Annotated in this window: 23 protein-coding genes; 16 read left to right on the top strand and 7 right to left on the bottom strand. The window is 65.2% G+C overall.

All coding sequences use genetic code 11. The features are described 5' to 3' along the window. From NLM31_RS40175 to NLM31_RS40155, 5 genes are all read left to right on the top strand, one after another. The gene (locus NLM31_RS40175; protein WP_254134674.1) at positions 1–573 is read left to right on the top strand and encodes a cob(I)yrinic acid a,c-diamide adenosyltransferase; all 573 of its coding nucleotides are present in this window, start codon (positions 1–3) and stop codon (positions 571–573) included. A 141-nt stretch (positions 574–714) separates the two neighbouring features. Continuing rightward, on the top strand, positions 715–1464 hold the full coding sequence (locus NLM31_RS40170; protein WP_254134673.1) for an electron transfer flavoprotein subunit beta/FixA family protein: 750 nt from the start codon (positions 715–717) through the stop codon (positions 1462–1464). Next, a complete protein-coding gene (locus NLM31_RS40165) occupies positions 1464–2414 on the top strand; it encodes an electron transfer flavoprotein subunit alpha/FixB family protein (protein WP_254195814.1) in 951 nt (316 codons plus the stop codon). The genes NLM31_RS40170 and NLM31_RS40165 overlap by 1 nt, the downstream gene beginning before the upstream one ends. Before the next feature lie 208 nt (positions 2415–2622). Then, entirely contained in the window at positions 2623–3504 is an 882-nt protein-coding gene (locus NLM31_RS40160; protein WP_254134671.1) for a 3-hydroxybutyryl-CoA dehydrogenase, read from the top strand. 180 nt (positions 3505–3684) lie between these two features. Continuing rightward, positions 3685–3879 carry a hypothetical protein gene (locus NLM31_RS40155; RefSeq protein WP_212297328.1) on the top strand — a complete coding sequence of 65 codons (195 nt, stop codon included), beginning with the start codon at positions 3685–3687 and terminating at the stop codon, positions 3877–3879. Positions 3880–3885: 6 nt separating this feature from the next. Here the strand turns inward: NLM31_RS40155 and NLM31_RS40150 are convergent, their stop codons facing one another. Continuing rightward, positions 3886–4551 (bottom strand): TlpA disulfide reductase family protein, encoded by a 666-nt coding sequence (locus tag NLM31_RS40150; protein ID WP_254195813.1) that lies wholly within the window; start codon positions 4549–4551, stop codon positions 3886–3888. Between the two features lie 101 nt (positions 4552–4652). Between NLM31_RS40150 and argH the strand changes: the two genes are divergently transcribed. The 3 genes from argH (at position 4653) to lysA (ending at position 7723) form a co-directional block, all read left to right on the top strand. After that, positions 4653–6050 carry an argininosuccinate lyase gene (gene argH, locus NLM31_RS40145; RefSeq protein ID WP_254195812.1) on the top strand — a complete coding sequence of 466 codons (1398 nt, stop codon included), beginning with the start codon at positions 4653–4655 and terminating at the stop codon, positions 6048–6050. A gap of 93 nt (positions 6051–6143) precedes the next feature. Then, positions 6144–6434, top strand: a complete 291-nt coding sequence (locus tag NLM31_RS40140) for a lipoprotein (RefSeq protein ID WP_254134669.1) — start codon at positions 6144–6146, stop codon at positions 6432–6434. A gap of 23 nt (positions 6435–6457) precedes the next feature. Continuing rightward, the gene (gene lysA, locus NLM31_RS40135) at positions 6458–7723 is read left to right on the top strand and encodes a diaminopimelate decarboxylase (RefSeq protein ID WP_254195811.1); all 1266 of its coding nucleotides are present in this window, start codon (positions 6458–6460) and stop codon (positions 7721–7723) included. Between the two features lie 39 nt (positions 7724–7762). On the opposite strand, the gene NLM31_RS40130 is transcribed toward lysA, so the two are convergent. The 3 genes from NLM31_RS40130 to NLM31_RS40120 form a co-directional block, all read right to left on the bottom strand. Next, positions 7763–9496: a tannase/feruloyl esterase family alpha/beta hydrolase gene (locus NLM31_RS40130; protein ID WP_254195810.1), complete on the bottom strand. Its 1734-nt coding sequence runs from the start codon at positions 9494–9496 to the stop codon at positions 7763–7765. Positions 9497–9807: 311 nt separating this feature from the next. Next, a complete protein-coding gene (locus NLM31_RS40125; RefSeq protein ID WP_254195809.1) occupies positions 9808–10716 on the bottom strand; it encodes an NAD(P)-dependent oxidoreductase in 909 nt (302 codons plus the stop codon). 200 nt (positions 10717–10916) lie between these two features. Next, complete coding sequence (locus tag NLM31_RS40120; protein WP_014491654.1) at positions 10917–11300, bottom strand: carboxymuconolactone decarboxylase family protein; 384 nt, start codon at positions 11298–11300, stop codon at positions 10917–10919. A 181-nt stretch (positions 11301–11481) separates the two neighbouring features. Here NLM31_RS40120 and NLM31_RS40115 point away from each other — a divergent pair, with 181 nt between their 5' ends. Next, positions 11482–14091, top strand: a complete 2610-nt coding sequence (locus NLM31_RS40115; RefSeq protein WP_254195808.1) for a TIGR02302 family protein — start codon at positions 11482–11484, stop codon at positions 14089–14091. Positions 14092–14278: 187 nt separating this feature from the next. On the opposite strand, the gene NLM31_RS40110 is transcribed toward NLM31_RS40115, so the two are convergent. Then, positions 14279–14653, bottom strand: coding sequence for a response regulator (locus NLM31_RS40110; RefSeq protein WP_027530607.1), 375 nt, complete (start codon positions 14651–14653; stop codon positions 14279–14281). A gap of 34 nt (positions 14654–14687) precedes the next feature. Further along, positions 14688–15563, bottom strand: coding sequence for an MJ0042-type zinc finger domain-containing protein (locus tag NLM31_RS40105; protein WP_254195807.1), 876 nt, complete (start codon positions 15561–15563; stop codon positions 14688–14690). Positions 15564–15724: 161 nt separating this feature from the next. Between NLM31_RS40105 and ftsE the strand changes: the two genes are divergently transcribed. The 4 genes from ftsE to NLM31_RS40085 all read left to right on the top strand — a co-directional run bounded on the left by ftsE (position 15725) and on the right by NLM31_RS40085 (position 18907). Further along, positions 15725–16384 carry a cell division ATP-binding protein FtsE gene (gene ftsE / locus NLM31_RS40100; protein ID WP_057746699.1) on the top strand — a complete coding sequence of 220 codons (660 nt, stop codon included), beginning with the start codon at positions 15725–15727 and terminating at the stop codon, positions 16382–16384. Continuing rightward, on the top strand, positions 16377–17345 hold the full coding sequence (locus NLM31_RS40095; protein ID WP_254134663.1) for an ABC transporter permease: 969 nt from the start codon (positions 16377–16379) through the stop codon (positions 17343–17345). Before ftsE ends, NLM31_RS40095 begins: the two co-directional genes overlap by 8 nt. Before the next feature lie 72 nt (positions 17346–17417). Further along, entirely contained in the window at positions 17418–18122 is a 705-nt protein-coding gene (locus NLM31_RS40090) for a YdcF family protein (RefSeq protein ID WP_254134662.1), read from the top strand. An 11-nt stretch (positions 18123–18133) separates the two neighbouring features. After that, the gene (locus NLM31_RS40085) at positions 18134–18907 is read left to right on the top strand and encodes a 1-acyl-sn-glycerol-3-phosphate acyltransferase (RefSeq protein ID WP_254195806.1); all 774 of its coding nucleotides are present in this window, start codon (positions 18134–18136) and stop codon (positions 18905–18907) included. Here the strand turns inward: NLM31_RS40085 and NLM31_RS40080 are convergent. Then, positions 18904–19503, bottom strand: a complete 600-nt coding sequence (locus NLM31_RS40080; RefSeq protein WP_254195805.1) for a gamma-glutamylcyclotransferase — start codon at positions 19501–19503, stop codon at positions 18904–18906. The two genes, NLM31_RS40085 and NLM31_RS40080, sit on opposite strands and share 4 nt — an antisense overlap. Before the next feature lie 110 nt (positions 19504–19613). Between NLM31_RS40080 and NLM31_RS40075 the strand changes: the two genes are divergently transcribed. The 3 genes from NLM31_RS40075 (at position 19614) to NLM31_RS40065 (ending at position 23013) form a co-directional block, all read left to right on the top strand. Then, on the top strand, positions 19614–20798 hold the full coding sequence (locus NLM31_RS40075) for a DUF2125 domain-containing protein (RefSeq protein ID WP_254195804.1): 1185 nt from the start codon (positions 19614–19616) through the stop codon (positions 20796–20798). Positions 20799–20937: 139 nt separating this feature from the next. Next, positions 20938–21159, top strand: coding sequence for a hypothetical protein (locus NLM31_RS40070; RefSeq protein ID WP_254195803.1), 222 nt, complete (start codon positions 20938–20940; stop codon positions 21157–21159). A gap of 276 nt (positions 21160–21435) precedes the next feature. Beyond that, positions 21436–23013 carry a hypothetical protein gene (locus NLM31_RS40065; protein WP_254134657.1) on the top strand — a complete coding sequence of 526 codons (1578 nt, stop codon included), beginning with the start codon at positions 21436–21438 and terminating at the stop codon, positions 23011–23013. Positions 23014–23043: the final 30 nt, after the last annotated feature.

Raw genomic sequence — 23043 nt, 5'->3', positions numbered from 1 at the left:
ATGGTCGTGCTCAATCGCATCTATACGAAGACCGGTGACGACGGCACGACAGCGCTCGGAACCGGCGAGCGTCGTCCGAAATATGATCTGCGCATCGCGGCGTACGGCACGGTCGACGAGACCAATGCCGCGATCGGCGTGGTGCGCCTTCACACCAGCGATGCGCCGGAGCTCGATGCGATGCTCGGCCGCATTCAGAACGACCTGTTCGATCTCGGCGCCGATCTCGCGGTGCCCGAACGCGAGGGTAAGGCGGAGCGGCTGCGGGTGGTGGCCAGCCAGGTCGAGCGGCTCGAGCACGACATCGACGCGCTCAACGACAAGCTCGCACCGCTCACGTCCTTCGTGCTGCCGGGCGGCACGCCGGCCGCCGCCTACCTCCATGTCGCCCGCACGATTTGCCGCAGGGCGGAACGTGTGATGGTGGAACTGGCGGCCCAGCCCGGAGAGGCGGTCGGCGCCGCTGGCATCCAATATATGAACCGCCTGTCGGACTTCCTGTTCGTGGCCAGCCGCGCCGCTAACCATAATGGCGCCGGCGACGTGCTCTGGGTTCCGGGCCAGAACCGCTGACCCCGAAGTCACTGACCCATTGAGCAGCGCATTTCTAAGGTCTAAAATTTGGCCCTGTCGCGCGTTGACCGGGCCGGATCAGGCCTTTAGGTTCCGCGCCAGTTGAATAACCCCCCTCCTAAATTGAGTGAAAGAGGATCGATGAAGGTCTTAGTGCCGGTAAAGCGGGTGGTCGATTACAACGTCAAGGTCCGCGTCAAGGGCGATGGATCGGGCGTTGAACTCGCCAACGTGAAGATGTCGATGAACCCCTTCGACGAAATCGCGGTCGAGGAAGCGCTGCGCCTGAAGGAAGCCGGCAAGGCGACCGAAGTCGTGGTGGTCTCCATCGGACCGGCGCAGGCATCGGAGACGATCCGCACCGGTCTCGCCATGGGCGCCGATCGCGGCATCCTGGTGAAGGCCGAGGGCACCGTCGAGCCGCTCGCCGTCGCCAAGATCCTGAAGAAGGTCGCTGAAGAAGAGCAGCCCGGCCTGATCATTCTCGGCAAGCAGGCGATCGACGACGACAGCAATCAGACCGGCCAGATGCTGGCCGCGCTGCTCGGCTGGTCGCAGGCGACCTTCGCCTCGAAGCTCGAGGTCGAAGGCTCCGACTTCAAGGTCACCCGCGAGATCGACGGCGGCCTGCAGACCGTCAAGCTGAAGGGACCGGCGATCGTCACCACCGATCTCCGTCTCAACGAGCCGCGCTATGCCTCGTTGCCCAACATCATGAAGGCCAAGAAGAAGCCGATCGCGGAGAAGGCCGTCGCCGATTACGGCGTCGACGTCACCGCGCGCCTCGAAGTTCTCAAGACGGCTGAGCCCGCGGGCCGCAAGGCCGGCGTCAAGGTGAAGGACGTCGCTGAGCTGGTGTCGAAGCTCAAGAACGAAGCCGGGGTGCTCTGATGACGACGTTGCTGATTGCTGAACACGAACACGAAGTCCTCAAGGACTCCACCAACAAGGCGCTCACCGCGGCTTCGCAGCTCGGCGGCGACGTCCACGTGCTGGTCGCAGGCGGCGGGCAGGGCACCAAGGCTGCGGCCGAGGCGGCCTCGAATCTCGCCGGTGTCGCCAAGGTGCTGGTCGCCGAAGGCGAGCCCTACGCGCACGATCTCGCCGAGCCGCTGGCCGCGCTGGTCGTCTCGCTGGCCCCGTCCTACGACGCGATCGTCGCGCCCGCGACCTCGCGCTTCAAGAACGTGATGCCGCGCGTCGCAGCGCTGCTCGACGTCATGCAGGTCTCGGAGATCATCAAGGTCGTCGCCCCCGACACCTATGAGCGTCCGATCTATGCCGGCAACGCCATCCAGACGGTGAAGTCGAAGGATGCCAAGAAGGTCATCACGGTCCGTACCTCGACCTTCCAGGCGGCCGCTGCCGGCGGCAGCGCGCCGGTCGAGAGCGTCGCGGCAGTGGCCGATCCCGGCCTGTCGTCCTTCGTCGGCGAGGAAGTCGCCAAGAGCGACCGTCCCGAGCTGACCTCGGCCAAGATCATCGTCTCCGGTGGCCGCGCCATGCAGAGCCGCGAGAACTTTGCCAAGTACATCGAGCCGCTCGCCGACAAGCTCGGCGCCGGTGTCGGTGCCTCGCGCGCGGCGGTGGACGCCGGCTATGCGCCGAACGATTGGCAGGTCGGCCAGACCGGCAAGGTCGTGGCCCCCGAGCTCTACGTCGCGGTCGGCATTTCCGGCGCGATCCAGCATCTGGCCGGCATGAAGGACTCCAAGGTGATCGTCGCGATCAACAAGGACGAGGACGCGCCGATCTTCCAGGTCGCCGATTACGGCCTGGTCGCCGACCTCTACCAGGCGGTTCCGGAGCTGACGGCCGAACTCGGCAAGCTCGGCAAGTAAAACGCGTTAAAAACACCGGCCGGAGGTATAAACTCCGGCCGGTGTTGCATTTCTGAGGCGTTTTCTTTGGCGTGGGGCACGCCTTCGAAGCGATCCAATCTAGGTTTCGAGCCAGGATTCTGATCTAATCAAGCTTCTGATCAATCAGACCTCCCGGCTCAGGGGATAGGCAGGGCGCGATATGCGCGCCGTTCCGGTGGATGACATTATGGCGGCAGTAATCAAGAAGGTCGGCGTGATCGGCGCGGGTCAGATGGGCAATGGCATCGCCCACGTCGCGGCCTTGGCCGGCTTTGACGTGGTGCTCAACGACATCTCGGCCGACCGCCTCAAGTCAGGCATGGCGACCATCAACGGAAATCTGGCGCGTCAGGTCTCCAAGAAGGGCGTGACCGAGGACGACAAGGCCAAGGCAATCGCCCGTATCAAGCTGGCCGAGAAGCTCGACGACCTCGCCGATTGCGATCTCGTGATCGAGACCGCTGTCGAGAAGGAGGAGGTCAAGCGCAAGATCTTCCACGACCTCTGCGCGGTGTTGAAGCCGGAGGCGATCGTCGCCTCCGACACGTCCTCGATCTCGATCACCCGGCTCGCCGCTGCCACGGACCGGCCCGAGCGCTTCATCGGCATTCACTTCATGAATCCGGTGCCGCTGATGGAGCTGGTGGAGCTGATCCGCGGCATCGCCACCGACGATTCGACCTTCGAGGCCTCCAAGGAATTCGTCGCCAAGCTCGGCAAGCAGGTCGCCGTCTCCGAGGATTTTCCGGCTTTCATCGTCAACCGCATTCTGCTGCCGATGATCAACGAGGCAATCTACACGCTGTACGAGGGCGTCGGCAACGTCGAGGCGATCGACGCGGCGATGAAGCTCGGCGCCCACCACCCGATGGGTCCGCTGGAGCTCGCCGATTTCATCGGTCTCGATACCTGTCTGTCAATCATGCAGGTGCTGCATGAGGGGCTGGCTGATTCCAAGTACCGCCCGTGCCCGCTGCTGGTGAAATATGTCGAGGCCGGTTGGCTTGGCCGCAAGACCCAGCGCGGCTTCTACGACTACCGCGGCGCCAAGCCGGTTCCGACAAGGTAAGGCGGCGCTGCCGTAGGGTGGATTAGCGAAGCGTAATCCACCACTGTTTATGGCCACGGAAACCAAAAGAGGTGGATTACGCCTTCGGCTAATCCACCCTACCGCACCCCGGCCGTGTATCAATTCATGTCGCGTTAACCCATCCGCCCTAGTGTCCGGCCCGATACGAGGGTTTTGCGTATGGACATGATGGCGATGGTCAGCACCATGCTGGCCTCTCAGCAGGGCGCGCTGCAGTCGAATATCGCGGCGACGCTGACGAAGCAGAACATGGACATGGAGAAATCCACCGTCCTGACGCTGATGGGCGCCGGTCAGCCCTCCCTTGCCAATGTTGGCCCCGGCGTCGGCGGCAACCTCAACGTCACCGCCTGAATTTCCCTAAAGCGACGCAGCGGCCGGCGCGAGCGCGGCCCGGATCAGCTTCAGCGCGTCGTCGCTGGCCCATTCGGCCGGTCCCGCGATCGTCGCGATCTCGCAGCCTTGTGGATCGACCAGCACCGAGGTCGGCATGCCCAAGGCCCGGCCTATCGCTTTAAGATCCTGGAAAACCTTGGCTTTCTGGTCAGTAAAATAGCCGAGCCTGGTCAAATTGGCGTCTTTCAGGAAGTTTTTGGGCTTCTCGGGGTCGCGGGTGTCGATATTGATCGCCACCACCTCGAAATTCGGGCCTGACAGCTTGGTCTGGAGCTGGTCCAGCGCCGGCATCTCTTTTCGACACGGCACGCACCAGGTCGCCCACAGGTTCACCAGCAGCGTCTTGCCGCGGAAATCCGAGAGCTTCCTCGGCTTGCCGTCGGCATCCTCGAAGGCCAGGTCGGGCAGCTTCAGGGGGGCGCTCGCCATGGTCAGCGCCGCCACCTCGCCATGGGCGAGTGGAGCGATCTTTTGGGCCGTCGCCACCGCCGCCCGGCAGGCCGGATCGCCCGACGGGGCCCGGCTCAGGCCGAGTCCATACAGCGCGGCGAAGCCGGCCAGTCCGCCGACCACCACGGTGGCGATGACAATGGGGATCCGGCGCGTGGCGGAGGGCTTCTTGTCGAGCATATCGTTTGTCATCCGGTCGCAGATATGGCTATCAGAGGCCTCTTAATACGGCTGGCCTCCACCAGCAAACATGCGGCAAAGCAAGGCGTGAGCAGGGGATCATGAGCAACAAGATGTGGGGCGGCCGGTTCTCGGAACGTCCCGATGAGATCATGGAAGAGATCAACGTCTCCATCGACGTCGATCGTCACCTCTTTGCCCAGGACATTGCCGCGTCCAAGGCCCACGCCGCGATGCTTGCCAGCCAGGGCATCATCACGGCCTCTGATGCGAAAAATATCGGCAAGGGTCTAGACACGATTTTGTCAGAGATCGGCAAGGGCGGCTTCGAATTCAAGCGCGCGCTCGAGGACATTCACATGAATGTCGAGAGCCGCCTGTCGGAACTGATCGGCCCCGCCGCCGGCCGCCTGCACACCGCGCGCTCGCGCAACGACCAGGTTGCGACCGACTTCCGTCTCTATGTCCGCGACGTTCTCGACGAGACCGACGCTGCGCTCGCCGCGTTCCAGGCGGCGCTGGTCAATCGCGCGCTGGAGCATGCCGCGACCGTGATGCCTGGCTTCACGCATCTGCAGACCGCGCAACCCGTCACCTTCGGCCACCATCTGCTTGCCTATGTCGAGATGGCCGCGCGCGACCGCGGCCGTTTCCAGGACGCGCGCAAGCGGCTCAATGAATCCCCGCTCGGCGCCGCCGCGCTCGCCGGCACCTCGTTTCCGATCGACCGCCACGCCACCGCTAAGGCATTGGGCTTCGACCGGCCGATGGCGAACTCGCTCGATGCGGTGTCCGACCGCGACTTCGTGCTGGAGACGCTGTCGGCGGCCTCGATCTGCGCCGTGCACATGTCGCGCTTCGCCGAGGAGATCGTAATCTGGACCTCGCCGCTGGTCGGCATGATCCGCCTCAGCGACAAATTCACCACCGGCTCCTCGATCATGCCGCAGAAGCGCAATCCGGATGCCGCCGAGCTGGTGCGCGCCAAGACCGGCCGCGTCATCGGTGCGCTCAACGGTCTCCTGATCGTGATGAAGGGCCTGCCGCTGGCCTATCAAAAGGACATGCAGGAGGACAAGCAGGGCGCGATGGAGGGCTTTGCCGCGCTGTCGCTGGCGATCCGCGCCATGACCGGCATGGTCCGCGACCTCGAGCCCGACGAGGCCAAGATGAAGGCGGCCGCCGGGGAGGGCTATGCCACCGCGACCGATCTCGCCGACTGGCTGGTCCGGACCCTGAAGATGCCGTTCCGCGACGCTCATCATGTCACCGGCCGCATCGTGGCCAAGGCCGCCGAGGGCGGTGTAGCCCTGCACGAGTTGCCGCTGAAGGAGATGCAGGCGATCGAGCCCAAGATCACCAAGGACGTGCTCGGCGTGCTCTCGGTCGAATCGTCGGTGAAGAGCCGCACCAGCTTCGGCGGCACCGCGCCGAAGAACGTGGCGGCCCAGGCCAAGGCCTGGGCGAAGCGGCTGGAAAAAGAGCGAAAATTGGGCTGAAGGCAAAATTTCGCTTATGTTTCATGGTCATCCGGCTCTCGCCAGAGCGCACCAATCTCTGTATGGTGCGCCCCGCGTAGTGGGGATTTCGTCGTGACGTCAAAGTTTCGCCCGGCCGGCTCGGGGTGGGCCATCATTGTCTTGAGCCTGAGCGCGCTTGCGCTCGCCGGCTGCGGCCGCAAGGGTCCGCTCGATCTGCCGCCGACCGCCTCCAACGCGTCCACGGCCAACATCGCTGCGCCCACCGACACCGAGACCGAAGCCCAGAAAACGCCGAGCGTGTTCAATCCGACCTATGGCGCGGATGCCCCTCCAGCGGCGACCAAGGGCAAGAAGAAACCGTTTATCCTCGACCCGCTCCTGGACGAAAAGCCCAGCCGATAGGCTGGGGCAACTGAGCCAACGCCATGAACCATTTCGACTATCGCAACGGCGTGCTGCACGCCGAGGCGGTGAACCTGTCCGAGCTGGCCGCGACCGTCGGCACGCCGTTCTATTGCTATTCGACCGCCACGCTCGAGCGGCACTATCGCGTCTTCGCCGATGCCTTTGCCGGCGAGAAGGTGCTGGTCTGCTACGCCATGAAGGCGAACTCGAACCAGTCGGTGCTGCGCACGCTGGCGAAGCTCGGCGCCGGCGCCGACGTCGTCTCCGGCGGTGAATTGAAGCGCGCGCTGGCCGCCGGAATTCCCGCCAGCAAGATCGTGTTCTCCGGTGTCGGCAAGACCGAGACCGAGCTGCGCGCCGCCTTGGCCTCCGACATCCTCTGTCTCAACGTCGAATCCGAGCCCGAGCTCGAATTGCTGTCGCGCCTCGCGACCGAGACGGGCAAGACCGCGCGGATCTCCATCCGCGTCAATCCGGACGTCGATGCCGGGACGCACGCAAAAATCTCGACCGGCAAGTCCGAGAACAAATTCGGCATTCCGATCGTCCACGCCCGAGAGGTTTACGCGCGGGCTGCGAAGCTGCCCGGCATCGAGGTGACCGGCACCGACGTGCATATCGGCAGCCAGATCACTGATCTCTCCAAGATGGAGACCGCGTTCCGTATCCTGTCCGAATTCGTGCAGACGCTGCGTTCCGACGGCCACAACATCAGCCACGTCGATTTCGGCGGCGGGCTCGGCATTCCCTATTACATGGACCGCGAGGCGCCGCCGGCGCCGGACGCCTATGCCGCGATGGTCAAGCGCGTCAGCCACAATCTCGGCTGCACGCTGATGTTCGAGCCGGGCCGCATGATCGTCGGCAATGCCGGCATCCTGGTCGCCAAGGTGATCTATGTGAAGCACGGCGACGGCAAGAACTTCGTCATCATCGACGCTGCGATGAACGACCTGATCCGCCCGACGTTGTACGAGGCGCATCACGACATCCTGCCGGTGACGGAGCCGGCGAAGGGTGCGGCGACCATCATGGCCGACGTCGTCGGTCCCGTCTGCGAGACCGGCGACTACCTCGCTCTGGACCGCACCTTGCCGACGCCGAAGCCGGGCGATCTCATCGCCATCATGACCGCGGGCGCCTATGGCGCCGTGCAGGCCGGCACCTATAACACCCGGCCACTGGTGCCGGAGGTGCTGGTGAAGGGCGATCAATACGCGGTCGTTCGCCCGCGCATCGAGGTCGAGCAGCTCATCGCGATGGACACGCCGGCGCCGTGGCTGTGAGACGCCGGCGAGGTTGGACTCGCCGGCGCTGCCTGTTGTTCACGGCCCGTATTTCGGAGCCGGCTTCTGGTTGAAGTCGTTCTCGTCGGTGACGCAGGTGAAGCTCGCCGCGACGTTGGTGTCGCCGCTGCCGTTGTATCTCGCGACCTTGGGAAAGACGCAGAGTGGCCGGGTCATCTGAACCGCGGGCGGCGTATCGGCCACGAATTTCGTGGCGAGGATCGTCTCCGGCGCGACGCCGGCCTCGACCCATTTGACCAGTGGTGTGAGCGCATCGAACGTGTTGGGACCGGGGCCACCGGAACAGTGGTACAGCCCGGGCACCATGAACAGGCGCGCGTAGCTCTGGGTCCGTCGCAGCGCCGGATTGCCGTTGCCGTGGTCGAAGAAGCCGACCGGTTGGGCGCTCTGGCCTTCATTTCCCACCAGCGCCAGGAAGTAGTTGATGCTGCTCTGCGACGGGATCAGCGGGTCGGCCCAGCCATGGTACATCAGCAGCTTGCCGCCATGCCCCCTGAATTCGCTGAGATCGGTGCTGGTCGCGTTGAGCACCGCGGCGAGCTGGTCGTCGACCTTGTCGATGTCGCGGTGGAAATCGAAATTGGAAAAATTGGTCGCGCTTGCGGGGTAACCGAAGCCCGGGCCGAACACCCAGTAGAACAACCCGTCGAAGGCCGGCTCGGGCAGTCGCTCCTGGAACGCCAGGCCAAGCGCAAGGATGTCGTCGGTCTCGTTGCCGCGCTCGGAGCCCGGATTGACGAGCTGTCCATTCACCGGGTCGATCGTACCGGCGTAATAGCGCTGCATGGTGGTGACCTGATCGGAGGTCAGGCAGGCCGGCGGCGCGTTGCCGCCGGTGCACTGCAGGACCTTCGGATCGAAATGACAGTCGCGCGGATCGGTCAGGAATTGATCGGTCTTGGCGCCGCCATCCTGGCCGACGCATTGCTTGAGCACGGCCTGGTTGATCAGCGTCATCTGGCCGGTCTGGATGAACCGGCCGGGGCTCGCATGCGTATTCTGCCAGCCATAGAGCCCCGCCATGTGCAGGTGGGTGCGGTTGAAGGCGGCAGCGCCGGCGAGGATGCCGTCATAGTCGTTGGGGAAGCGCTGCGCCTCCATCAGGGCGTTCTGGCCGCCGGTGGAGCAGCCGGCGAAATAGGCCCGCTGCGATCGATGGCCGTAAAACGCGCTGACGATCTCCTTGCCCCGTTCGGTCATCAGATGGATCGCGCGGTAGCCGAAATCCTTGATCCGCTCGGGATGTCCGAACAGGCCCGTCGACGGCGCCGTCGGATCGCCGAAGTCGATCGCGAGCGGATTGCCCATGTTGCCGGCAGAGCCGCAGAACAGCGGGTTGCATCCCGACGATCCCGTGCCGAGGTCGCTGTTGGTCGCGGCAAAGCCGCCCTGGATACCAAGGGCGAGCTCGTTGTAGGTGATCACGCCCTGGAAGCCGCCGCCGCCGGTGCCGAGGAACCTGCCGTTCCAATTCGTCTCGGGCAGCCAGACCTCGATCTTGATGGCGGAGTCCGAGCTGGGGATCAGGGTTGCGGTGACGCGGCAGAATGCGGGAAGGCCGGTGATCGGGCTCGAGCCAGGCGGGACGAAGGTGCCGGTGGTGTTGTCGTCCGCCGAATTGATCACCGTGTGCTGGAGTTGCAAGGATCGAAGATTGGTGCACGCCGTCGCCATGGCGGGCGAAGTACCGAATGCGACACAGGCAAACAGGGCCGTGGTCGCACCGACAAGTAAGTGTCGATGACGCTTCATTCCGTCCTCCCTGATTTTTTTCCGTCGTGTAGGGCGGACAGGATAACTTACGAATATTACAACTCAAGGGTGAACGGTGGTGTCGCGAAGTGGTCGGCGACTTCGCGCGTCGGTTGTGAGGACGCGAGCGGTGATGAGGCGTGATGCCAGTTCAATCAACTCGCTGTCGTCCCCGCGAACGCGGGGACCGATAACCCCAGGGAGACGTGTGGGGCAAAGCTCCCATTCCGAGTCTTCGCCAAACATCTCCCTGTGGGTATGGTCCCGGATCGGCGCTTCGCTTGTCCGGGACGACAGCGGAGAAGGTGGCGCTACTTCCCCGCCAACCCACCGGTCTTGCCGCCGACCACGACGCCGGCCTTCTTCTCGATCGGCTTGATCGCCGCGGTGAAATCGGATTCGGCGCCTTCCGCGCTGATCACCGTCTCCCACAGGCGGCCGACGGCATCCGCGACCTCCATCGACAGGCCGAGCTGCTTCATCTCCTCCAGCGCCAGCCGGACGTCCTTCACCATCAATCCGGTGGCGAAGCCGAAGTCGAAGGTCCGCGGCAGCACCGAGCGCGGAAACTTGTCGCGGCTCGCGGTGTTCATGCCTGAGCCCGAATTGATGACGTCGATCATCACGGTGGGATCGAGTCCGGCCTTCACGCCCATCACCACGGCTTCCGAGGTCGCCACGATCGCGGTCGCCGAGAGGAAATTGTTGGCGAGCTTCATGGTCTGCGCCGCACCGGGCTTCTCGCCGATGAAGAACACCTTTCCGATCACGTCGAGCGCGGGCTTCAACAGCTCGAACTCCGCCTTCGGCCCCGAGACCATCACCGCCAGCGTGCCCTTCTCGGCGCCGCCGACGCCGCCGGAGACGGGGCAGTCGATCTGCACGATGTTGCGCCGGGCCAGCAGGCCGTGAATCTTCGCAGCCATCTGCGAGCCGACGGTCGACAGATCGATGAAGCGTTTTGCGCGGCTCCCCGCGATCACGCCGTTCGCGCCGGTCGCAACCTCGAGCGAGGCCTGCAGCGACGGCAGGCTCGCCATCACGGTCTCGACCTTGTCGGCAACGTCCTTCGGCGACGTCGCAGCGGTGGCACCGCGCACGACCAGCTGGTCGACGGCTTCCTTGCGGGTGTCGAACACGACGAGCTTGTGCCCGGCCTCGACCAGCCGCCGCGCCATCGGGAAACCCATGTTTCCGAGGCCGATGAATCCGATGTCCATGGTGTTTCCTTGTTTGGTTCTTCGTTGTTGGAAGCGAGGTGCGCGCCCAATCCCCCGCTGTCGTCCCGGCGAAGGCCGGGACCCATAACCCCAGGGAGGAGTCGTTGTGTGATGGCGGTGACTCCGAGTCCCCATAGCCACATCCGACGGTGGTTATGGGTCCCTGCCTTCGCCGGGACGACGGTGAGAGGCTGATCCCCTCACGCCTTCCCGTCGATCTCCGCGAACACCTCGCGCGCGATGCGGAAGCTGTCGACGGCGGCGGGCATGCCGCCATAGATCGCGACCTGCATCAGGATCTCGCGGATCTCGTCGCGGCTGACGCCATTGGTGAGCGCGCCCTTCAGATGCGCGCGGAACTCGTGCTGGCGGTTGAGGATCGCGATCATCGCGATGTTGAGCATGCTGCGGGTCTTGCGCGGCAGCTCCTCGCGGCCCCACACCGTGCCCCAGCAATATTCGTTGAGCATCTCCTGGAACGGACGATTGAAATCGTCGACGTTCTTCAGCGCGTTGTTGACATAGGCTTCGCCCAGCACCGCTTTGCGGACTTCCAGGCCCTTGTCGTGCATCTTCTTGTCCATGGCGTTTCCTCGACTTCCCTTGCATGTCCCGATGGAATGGCGCCGCGGAAACTACGGGGTTGAGCCTGAGCAGTCACGTCCTCGTGTTATGCGGGAAAAGGGGGATGTCCCGTACGGGAACGGATGCCTCAGTGCTGCCGTTGTGGTACGCTCCACTCTGCCGGGTAACCTGGAGAGTTGATTGAACGGCGTCACCCCCGACCCGTCAGACCCGATCCGCGATGGCGATGCTCTGTCGCGGTTGAAGCTGGCGCAGGCCCTCGAGCGGTCCACTTATGCCATCGCGTGGGAGCGTGCCTGGCCCGGCTTGGCGCGTGTTCTCACTGTCGTCGGCCTGTTTCTGGTGGTGTCCTGGGCCGGACTCTGGCTGGCGCTGCCCTTCGTCGCCCGTGCCATCGGTCTCGTCATTTTCGCAGGCCTTGCGGCTGCCGCCCTGTTCCCCCTGATTCGGTTTCGCTGGCCGAGCCGCGAGGAGGCGCTCGCCCGGCTCGACCGCGGCTCGGGCATCCGTCATCGCCCGGCCACGACGCTCACGGACACGCTGACCTCGCAGGATCCGGTCGCGCAGGCGCTCTGGCAGGCGCAGCGCGAGCGCACGCTGGCCTCGCTCAAGCGCATCCGCGCCGGTTTGCCGCACCCGCGCCTCGCCATCCACGACCCCTGGGCGCTGCGTGCGCTGGTCATGGTGATGCTGGTCGCAACTTTCTTTGCCGCCGGCGACGAGCGCGCGATGCGGCTGGGTGCCGCCTTCGACTGGAACGGCGTGCTGGCGCCGGCGAATATCCGCGTCGACGCCTGGGTCACGCCGCCGCTCTACACCGGAAAGCCGCCGGTGATCCTGTCGGCCGCCAACAAGGAAGCCGCAGCGCTTCCGGCCTCCGGCCCGCTTCCCGTTCCCGCCGGCTCGACGCTGATCGTGCGCTCCTCCGGCGGCAGCCTGGATGTCGTTGTGTCCGGCGGCCTCAAGGAAGTTGCGCCGACCGAGGCCACGCCCAAGGGCACCAACGAGAAGCACTTCACCATCACCGGCGACGGCACGGCGCATGTCCGCGCCCCCTCGGGCCAGCCGCAATGGGCTTTTGCGGCGACGCCGGACCGGCCGCCGACGATCGCGCTGGCCAAGGATCCGGAGCGCCAGGCGCGCGGCGCGCTCCAGCTCGTCTACAAGATCGAGGACGATTACGGCGTCACCGGCGCCGAGGCGCAAGTCGCTCCGCGCTCCAGCGATGCCGGCAAGGACGGCGACGCCAAGACCGCTGCGCGGCCGCTGTTCCAGCCGCCGCAATTCCCGCTCGTGCTGCCGAATGCGCGGACCCGTAACGGTGTCGGCCAGACGGTGAAGGATCTCAGCGAGGATCCCTATGCCGGCGCCGATGTCACGCTGACGCTCTCCGCCAAGGACGAAGCCGGCAACGAGGCGAAGAGCGAGCCGTTCAACATGCGCTTGCCCGAGCGGCTCTTCACCAAGCCCCTGGCGCGCGCGCTGATCGAGCAACGCCGCATCCTCGCGCTCGACGCCAACAGGAATTCCGACGTCTACACCGCGCTCGACGCGCTGATGATCGCGCCCGAGCTGTTCACGCAGGAGACCGGGCAATATCTCGGCCTCTATAGCGTCGCGCGCCAGCTCGAGGCCGCGCGCACGGATGATGCATTGCGCGAGGTCGTGGCGAGCCTGTGGGCGCTCGCCGTGACGATCGAGGACGGCAACATCTCCGACGTCGAGAAGGCATTGCGCGCGGCGCAGGATGCGCTGAAGCAGGCGCTGGAGCGCGGCGCCAGCGACGAGGAGATCAAGAAGCTCACGCAGGATCTGCGGGCGGCGCTCGACAATTTCATGCGCCAGCTTGCCGAGCAGTTCCGCAACAACAAGGACGCCCAGCAGCTCGCGCGTCCGCTCGATCCCAACACGAAAATCCTGCGCCAGCAGGACCTCCAGAACATGATCGATCGCATGGAGCGCCTGTCGCGCTCGGGCGACAAGGATGCGGCCAAGCAGCTGCTCGACCAGCTCCAGCAGATGCTGGAGGGCCTTCAGATGGCGCAGCCGGGACAGTCCGGCGAGAGCGACATGGAGCAGGCGCTCAACGAGCTCGGCGACATGATCCGCAAGCAGCAGCAGTTGCGCGACAAGACCTACAAGCAGGGCCAGGACTCCCGGCGCGATCGCATGCGCGGCAAGCAGCAGCAGGGCGACCAGTCGATGTCGGACCTGCAGCAGGATCAGCAGGCGTTGCGCGATCGCTTGAAGAAGCTGCAGGACGAAATGGCCAAGCGCGGGCTCTCGCAGAAGGGCCAGAAAGGCCAGCCGGGACAGAAGGGCCAGCAGGGTCAGCAAGGCGACCAGGGCCAGGACGGCGATCAGGACGCCGACCAGGGCGATGATGACGGCGGGCTCGATTCCGCCGACAACGCCATGGGCGACGCGGGCTCGAAGCTCGGCGACGGCAATGCCGACGGCGCGGTGGATTCCCAGGGCAAGGCGCTGGATGCGATGCGCAAGGGTGCGCAGAAGATGGCCGAGGCGATGCAGCAGGGCGACGGCGACGGCCAGGGCGATGGTCCCGGCAATCGCGCCGGGCGCCAGCAGAGCGGCGGCAACCAGACCGACCCGCTCGGCCGTCCGCTGCATGGCCGCGAATTCGGCGACGACTACACGGTCAAGATTCCCGGCGAGATCGACGTCCAGCGCGTCCGCCGCATCCTCGAAGAGCTCCGCCGTCGCCTCGGCGACCCCTCGCGCCCGCAGATCGAGCTCGATTATATCGAGCGGCTGCTGAAGGATTTTTGAGGGGCGAAGTTATCGCGCAGGCTTGAATGGTCGGCTTGTGCAACTTCCCACCACATTCTCGCTGTCATCGCCCGACTTTGATCGGGCGATCCAGTACTCCGAGACAGTCATGGTTAGATTCGAAACGCCGCGGCGTACTGGATGCCCCGGTCAAGCCGGGGCATGACAGCGGAGTATGCCGCGTCCGCTACCCCTTCTTCGCCGCGAGCGCATCGGCCACCGCCGTGCGGATATCCGCGACCGAGAACGGCTTTGTCACGACGTCATGCACCAGCGCGTTGAGGTTGGACGCGCGCTCGCGCTGGTCGGCAAAGCCCGTCATCAGCAAAATGGTCAACTGGGGAAAGTCACGCGCGGCGGAGAGTGCGAGCGCGATGCCGTCCATGACGGGCATCTGGATGTCGGTGAGCAACAGGTCGAACGCGCCGTCCTCGCGGGTCAGGATCTCCAGCGCTTCCGCGCCGTCCTGTGCGGTGACGGTCTCGTGGCCGTCCATGGCGATGGCGCGCGCCACCAACTGGCGCATCGAATCCTCGTCATCGGCGATCAACACTTTTGGCATGGGATCAACCCCGTGCGAACTCTACGAAGCCTGATTACACGCTGCCGCCGGCAATGTCGCGCCGGTTGAAGAAGCGAACGTCGATATTGCGGCCTTCCGGCGGCGGTGAGGCCAGGCGCGAGCGGAAGAAGGCGCGCTCGCCGGGTTGCAGCACGGTCTGCTCCAGCACCGAATTCCAGGCGTAGATCTCGGCGCCTTGCGCGTCGCGGACGGCAAAGCGCAGGCGCGGAATATCCAGCGGCTTCTTGCCCTGGCCGACAATCACGCCCTCGATCACCAACACCTGCTTACCGTCCACGGTCTCGGTCGAGAGCTTGACGTCCTTGAAGGCCAGCCCGCGCAGGTTCACCTCCAGGCCGACCATCTTGTAGAAGGCCGCGGTCTGCGGCAGAAGGCGGACCATGTCGCCGCGCCAGATCACCAGCGCCAGCACCAGCGCGCCCATGGCAGCGCAGGCGGTCGGCAGGCCAAAATAGGATTTGCGTCGGACCGCGGCCGGCGCCGGGCGGCTCACCTTTGCCCCGCGCCGGCTGAACAGGCCGCGGAACCAGGATTGGTGCTGCACGCCGACGACGTCCTCCTCGGCGGCGCGGGCCGCCGCGGACCACTCGTCCTCGGGCTCGGCATCCTCGGTCGGCCAGTCGCTGGCAATCGAGGGGCTTTCGACCACCGGGGTTTCGGCAGCAGCGTCATCCTTGGCATAGGAGTTCCACTGCTCGGCGAGGTCGGACTGGTCGTCAGCCTGGCTGGCTGCGGCCATCGCCGGCACGACGGCCTCCTCGATGGCATCCTCGGGATGCGCCATCCAGGTTTCCTTGCAGCGGGAGCAGCGGACCGTCCGCCCGTTGGCCCCAAGGCTCGCAAGCTTGATGGCGTAGGATGTCGTACAATGGGGACAGACGATATGCATGGACGGGCCTCGACGATAACCCGGTCGTGCGAAACCGGGCGGCCAGGATGCTACAAGGCGACCGTTAACGAACCGGAAACCATAACGGTCGCAAAACCCGTGGAACGTCTGTGGCGGTGCGTCGCGGTGCGGCCTGCGTCCTCTCTCGAACGGAGCTGAGCTTGGTTCGGTTCGAAAATGTCGGATTACGCTACGGTCTGGGGCCGGAGATCCTGCGCGATCTCAGTTTCCAGATCCCTGCGCATTCCTTCCAATTCCTCACCGGCCCGTCCGGCGCCGGCAAGACGTCATTGCTGCGCCTGTTGTTCCTGTCGCACCGGCCGACGCGTGGTCTCGTCAATCTGTTCGGTCACGACATCTCGACGCTCGGCAAGGATGAGATCGCCGATCTGCGCAAGCGCATCGGCATCGTGCTCCAGGATTTCCGCCTGCTCGACCACATGACGACTTACGAGAACGTGGCGCTGCCGTTCCGCGTCATGGGCCGCAGCGAATCGAGCTACCGCAAGGAGGTCATCGACCTCCTGCGCTGGGTCGGCCTCGGCGACCGCATGGATGCACTGCCGCCGATCCTGTCGGGCGGCGAGAAGCAGCGCGCGGCGATCGCGCGCGCGGTGATCTCGCGGCCGCAACTGCTGCTCGCGGACGAGCCGACCGGCAGCGTCGATCCGACGCTCGGGCGCCGTCTGCTGCGGCTCTTCATCGAGCTCAACAAGTCGGGTACGGCCGTCATTATCGCAACCCACGACATCGCGCTGATGGACCAGTACGAAGCGCGCCGCTTCGTGCTGCATCAGGGCCGGTTGCACGTCTATGAGTAAGACCGACGAGCGCGGCGTATTGGTCGATCTCGGACAGGAACGTCCGCAGCTCCCCGCCAAGGCGCGCAACATGTCGCCGATCGTGCCGCGCGCCTCGATCCATGGCCGCGCGCTGGTCGCCGTCGTCGCCATCATGACCTTCCTCGCCTCGATGACGACGGGCACGGTGCTGCTGGTCAGCGCGTCGGCTGCGGAATGGCAGTCCGATGTCGCGAGCGAGATCACCATCCAGGTTCGCCCGCAATCGGGCCGCGATATCGAGCGCGACACCGCCGCCGTCACCGAGGCGATGCGCGCGCAAGCCGGCATCGTCGAGGTCAAGCCGTTCACCAAGGACGAGAGCGGCAAGCTGCTCGAGCCCTGGCTCGGCACCGGGCTGTCGATGGACGATCTGCCGGTGCCGCGTATGATCATCGCGCGCGTGCAGCCGGGCACCGCGCTCGATCTCGGCGCCCTGCGCGCCCGCGTGACGCAGGTGGCACCGAGCGCCAGCGTCGACGATCATCGCGCCTGGATCGAACGGATGCGCTCGATGACCAATGCGACCGTGTTCGCCGGCATCGGCATCCTCGCGCTCGTCATCGTCGCAACCATCATCTCGGTCTCGTTCGCGACCCGCGGCGCGATGGCGGCGAACCGCCCGATCGTCGAGGTCCTGCATTTCGTCGGCGCCGGCGACCGCTACATTGCCAATCATTTCCTGCGGCACTTCCTCAGGCTCGGCCTCGAAGGCGGCGTCATCGGTGGCGGCGTCGCCATGCTGCTGTTCGGCTTCTCCGAGTCGATTGCCGGCTGGTTCTCCGGCACCCCGGTCGGCGACCAGTTCGCAGCCCTGCTCGGCACCTTCTCACTGCGGCCGTCCGGCTATGTCGTGCTCGCGGTGCAGGCCGTCCTGATCGGTGCCATCACAGCGGCCGCCTCGCGCCAGACCCTGTTCGCGACGCTGAATGACGTGGATTGAGTCCGTTAAACCGGACTCCACTTCGCCTCAAAACGTCCTAAAATAATCCGGGGAAGGGATCACCGACATCATATGACCTCGCCGACCGACGATCGATCGCCGAAACTGCCGCGCGGCTGGCTCCGCGCGACCGTCGTGTCGACGATCGCATTCGCCTTTGTCGGCGCGGCGGCGGGTTTCGTCGCGTTCCTGTCGCAATTGCGCGGCGCCGAGATGGCGCCCGACCGCAAGGCCGACGGCATCGTGGTGCTGACCGGCGGCTCCTCGCGGGTCTCGGATGCGATGGAGCTGCTGGCGGCCGGTTACGGCAAAAGGCTTCTGATCTCGGGTGTGCATCCGACCTCGACCGCGAGCGACATCTCCCGGACGCTGCCGGAGAACCAGTCCTTCATGACCTGCTGCGTCGATCTCGATCGTACTGCGCTGACGACCCGCGGCAACGCTGCGGAGGCGCGGCGCTGGGCCGACGGACGCGGCTTCAAGTCGCTGATCGTGGTGACCTCGAACTATCACATGCCGCGCGCGCTGGTGGAGTTCTCGCATGCGATGCCGGAGACCGCGCTGATCCCGTTCGCCGTGGTCGGCGACAAATGGCGCGAGGAACCGTGGTGGACCTCGGCCTCGACGCTGCGGCTGCTCCTGTCCGAATATGTCAAGTACATCGCCGCCGAGCTCAGGGTGCGGCTGGAAGATTTCGGGATTGACCTTTCCCCCGAAGTGTCGGAGCAGCCTGCGGGTCTGCAATCCAGGCGGCCGGCCACGGCGCAGGCCAATTGATCGGATTTTCGATGTTCCTGATTTTCGTGCGCTCGCTGCTGTTCAACGTGCTGTTCTACACCGTGCTGGTGTGCCTCGCGATCGTGGCGCTGCCGACCTTCGCATTGCCGCCGCGCGCGATGCTGACGGTCGCCGAATGGTGGGCGAAGGCGACGCTTTTCCTGATGCGCGTGGTCTGCAACATCAAAATCGAATTTCGCGGGGTCGAGAAGATCCCGCAGGGGCCGCTGGTGATCGTGGCGAAGCACCAGTCGTTCTGGGAAACCTTCGTGCTGCCGGGCTTCTTTCATCGCCCGATCTTCATCCTCAAGCGCCAGCTCATGCAGATCCCGGTGTTCGGTCAGTTCCTGGTCAAGACCGGGATGATCGCGATCGACCGCAATGCCGGCGTCAAGGCGCTGCTCGACATGACGCGGCGCGCGCGCGAGGCGGTGCGCGCAGGCGGCCAGCTCGTGATCTTTCCGGAAGGCACGCGCCGTGCGCCGGGGGCGCCGCCGGATTACAAGACCGGGTTTGCGCAGATCTATTCATCCTGCGGCGTGCAGTGCCTGCCGATCGCGCTCAATTCCGGCCTGTTCTGGCCGCGCCGGACGTTCATGCGCTATCCCGGCACGCTGGTGGTGGAGTTCCTCGATCCGTTGCCGCCGGGCCTGCCCAAGGATGAGTTTCTCACCCGCGTGCAGACGGCGATCGAGGATGCGACCGCTCGCCTCGTCGAGGCCGGCCGCAAGGAGCAGGAGCAATTGATCGGCAGCGCGCCGAGCTACGCGCCCTCGGGGAGCTAGCGGTTCTCTCGATCTTCCGCCGGCGCCGGCGTGTGCACACCATGCAGCATCGTTGCGAGCTGATGCAATTGCGTGTCGCGAAAGCCTTCGGCCTCGATCGCCTTGACGGTCGCCGTCACGTAGTCGCGGTTGGCGCCGGACTGGCCGTGACCCTGCAGCACATGGCGGTGCTGGTCGGCGAGCGACAACCGGCCGGCGTACTGCACATGACCGCGGTCGACGACATAGGCGAGCGCCGAGACGCGCTCGCGCGCTTCGTTCTCCAGCCACACCGAGCGCATCACCTCGCGATAGACCGACGTCACCTGCTCGCGCGCCCGCAGGTAGGCGACCACGTCGGCACGGTTCTTTTCAGCGACGCGGAAGGCGATGCCACGGCAGGCGCCGCCGCGGTCGAGCCCCAGCACCAGGCCCGGCTGCTCGGGCGTGCCGCGATGCACGAAGGAGTAGACGCAGAGCGCGCGATGCTCGCCGACCAGCCGCGCCGGGACGCGCTCCTCGAACTCGAAGCCCGGCCGCCACATCAGCGATCCGTAGCCGAACACCCAGAGGTCGCCCTTGGCTGACGTGACGGTGGGAAGGGTGATTTCCGACATTTCGGGCACGGCTACCAGAACCGTGCCCCCAAGCGAAGCGAATTCTCCGCCTTTCGCCCGGGGCCAGCCTCGCTTACATTTGACAAAATCTGGGGTCAAAGGGTCGCCGCATGTCCGATATGACCATTGCCGCAGGCCGGCGCTCCCGTTGGGGCCTTTTCATTGCTCCCGTCCTCCTGTTGATTCTTGCGGCCGCCTGGAGCGGCTTCTGGTTCTATGCGGCCTCGCAGGCCGAGGTCGCGGCCGATGCCTGGCGCGCGCAGGAGGCCAAATCCGGCCGCATCTATGACTGCGCCAAGCGCTCGATTGCCGGCTTCCCGTTCCGCTTCGAGGTCCAGTGCTCCGGCGCCAGCGTCGCCCTGGTGTCACAGAATGCGAGCAAGACGCCGTTCACGGCCAAGCTCGACAACATTCTGGTTCTGGCGCAGGTCTACGATCCCAAGCACGTCATCGCCGAGTTTTCCGCGCCGGCAACATTGACCGACGGCGTCACGCAAAACACCTTCGTGGTGAACTGGAGCAATGGCCGCAGCAGCGTGGTTGGCCTGCCGGCCATCCCGGAACGCGCCTCCATCGTGTTCGACGATCCCAGCATCAACCGGCTCGATGGCTCGGTGCAGGTGCCGCTCGCGCGTGCCAAGCAGATTGAGCTGCATGGTCGCATCGCAGACGGATCGCCGGCCGATCACCCCGTGATCGAGACCGTGCTTCAGGTCGCGCAGGGCAGCATCCAGGGCGTGCACCCGCTGCTCGCCGAGCCGTTCGAAGCCGACACGCGTGCGAAGATCACCGGGCTCTCCGATCTCACCCCAAAACCCTGGCCGCAGCGCTTCCGCGAGATCCAGGCCGCCGGCGGCCATATCGAAATCGTGCAGTCGCGGATCCAGCAGGGCGAGATGATCGCGGTCGCGGCCGGCACGCTGGGCCTGTCGGCCAATGGCCGACTCGATGGCGAATTGCAGATGACCGTGACCGGTCTCGAACGCGTCATTCCGGCGCTCGGGATCGAGAAGATGCTGGAAGAGGGCGTACCGCAGGCGACGCTCGATCGCGTCGCACCCGGCGTGAAGTCGAAGGACCTCAACAATCTCTTCGGCGCGCTCGACCGTGCCGTTCCCGGCCTCGGCAAGGTCATCAAGCAGAACGCCAACGCCGGCGTCGCCGCCGGCATCAACTCGATCGGCACCGAGAGCACCCTCGAGGGCAAGAAGGCCCGCAGCTTCCCGCTGAAATTCGTCGACGGCGCCGTGCTGCTCGGCCCGATCACGGTCGGCCAGATTCCGCCGCTGTACTAGCGGTCGTTGCTCTCACCGGCGACGTCACGGTCTCTTCGCTGGATCGTGATCGTCCGCCGGGAATGCGGAGCCGCCAAGCCCGGTCTCTCTCCATGTCGGCTGCCCGATGACGCGGGCCACCGAGGCAGGAGAGATACCCATGACGACGTCCAAGCTGTTCATTGCCGCCATCGCCATGTCGACCGCACTCGCGACGCCTGCCTTCGCGCAGTGGCGATCGCAGCAGCCGGCCGCCCACCAAGCCCAGTATCCGAACGGCGACCGCGATCTCGCGAGCGCTGCGCCGCGCGATGCGATGGCTTACGCGCCGTCTGCGAAATCACCGCGCCCCACGGTGATCCGCGCGACCAAGGGTCAATAGCCGCCATCCCCTTGAGGCTTTGCGCGTCGCGGAGTTGGGCCCGGCCATGTCCCGGTCGGGCCCAATGCGCGTTGTGTCGTAAGCGCGGCAATCGCGCGTGCGGATCGGGGTAGCCACGAAAATATTCCGAACATGATCGTCAGGAAAACGTGATGCAGAAGATGCGCCTCGCCGAGAATAACAGCCCGCTCATTCGCATCACTCCACACCAGGGAAGCATGCACGCGCCGGGGGCGCAACCAACAGCACCTGCTTCCCATGTGGAGGGAGGCTTACGTGCGGATCATCACTCGCGGACTCATGCTGGGACTACTCGCTGCCTGTTCGGGACAGGCGCGTGCCGACGACAATGTCACAACCGAACTCCAGGCGCTGAAGGCGAAGCTGAAGGAGCTGCAGCAGAAGGTGGATTCGGAGGCACGTAAGACCCGTCAGGTCGAAGCCGTGCAGGCCAAGGCCATGCCGATGTCGGGGACCTACAAGGCGCTGCCCGTCGATGCCTGTGCGTCGGCGTCCGGCAAGATCTGCTACAAGGGCATCACGCTGACATTCGGCGGCTGGGTCGATCTCACCGGCATCTACCGCTCGCGCAACATCGCTTCCGACACCGGCTCGGTGTTCAATTTCATTCCCTATCAGCAGAGCCACAATTTCTACTTCCCGGAGACGCGGTTCTCCGCGCGACAGAGCCGGTTCTCGGTGCTTGCCGAAGGTAACGCCGATCCCGATACGCATCTCGCCGGCTACGGCGAAATCGACTTCGAGGGCGCGGCGCAAACGGCGAGCTCGGTTGCGACCAACTCGTTCAATCCTCGGATGCGGCAGCTCAGTCTCGAGCTCGACCGGACCGATCTCGGCCTGCACTTCCTCGCCGGCCAATCCTGGTCGCTGAACGCGCCGACCAAGTCGGGCATCGATCCGCGCGGCGTCGACGCGCCCGGTGTCATCGACTTCGAATCCGTTCCGGGATTTCTGGCGGCACGGCAGCCTGGTTTGCGCGTCTGGAAGGATCTCGGGCCCGAATTCAAGCTCGCCGCGTCGGTCGAGAATCCGCAGACCGCCTTCTTCGGCGGCAACACGCCGACGGTCGGTACGCCCGCGGTCGGTCCGCAGGGCGTGCTCAATCCGAACCTTCAGGTCAATCTCACCGGGCCGGGCGGCAGCTTCTTCAACAACCTCAACAATGTCAGCCTGAACCAGGTGCCTGACGTTACCGTCAAGGCGGCGTGGGATCCGCGGCTCGGGCCCTACAAGCTGCACGTCGAAGCCTGGGCGCTCTATCGCCAGCTGTTCGATCGCTTCAATGGCGCCAACCACACTTACGACACCGGCAGCTTCGGCGGCCATATCTTTGCCGAGCTGATCCCGAAAACCCTCGACCTTCAGCTCTATGGCGCACATGGCGTGCTCGGCCGCTTCACGGCGACGCCGTTCCCCGATGCGGCGGTGGCGCAGGACGGCACGGTACTGCCGCTGACGATCACGGCGGCTGCGGTCGGCCTGATCTGGCACGCAACGCCGAGCCTCGATGTCTACAGCTACGCGGGCCTCGAAAAGGCCAAGGCCAATTTCGCCAATGTCGGAACGGTGCCGTTCGGTTACGGCAATCCGCTCTACAACAACACCGGCTGCTTCACCGAGAACACCCCGGCCGCGACCTGTAACGGCAATACCAAGGAAGTCCGGCAGATCACCGCCGGCATCTACGACACCATCTACCAGGGCAATTACGGCACGCTCAAAGCCGGCGTGCAGTATTCCTACACACAGCGGTTCGCCTTCGCCGGTGTCGGCGGCGCGCCCAAGACCGACGACAACATCGTCATGACGCAGATCCGGTACTATCCGTTCTGAGCATGATCAGGAAAAGTGTGCAGCGGTTTT

It is taken from the genome of Bradyrhizobium sp. CCGUVB4N (assembly GCF_024199945.1).
GTDB lineage: Bacteria > Pseudomonadota > Alphaproteobacteria > Rhizobiales > Xanthobacteraceae > Bradyrhizobium.
The sequence above is the reverse complement of the archived record's forward strand: the minus strand, read 5'-3'. Positions and strand labels throughout refer to the sequence as shown.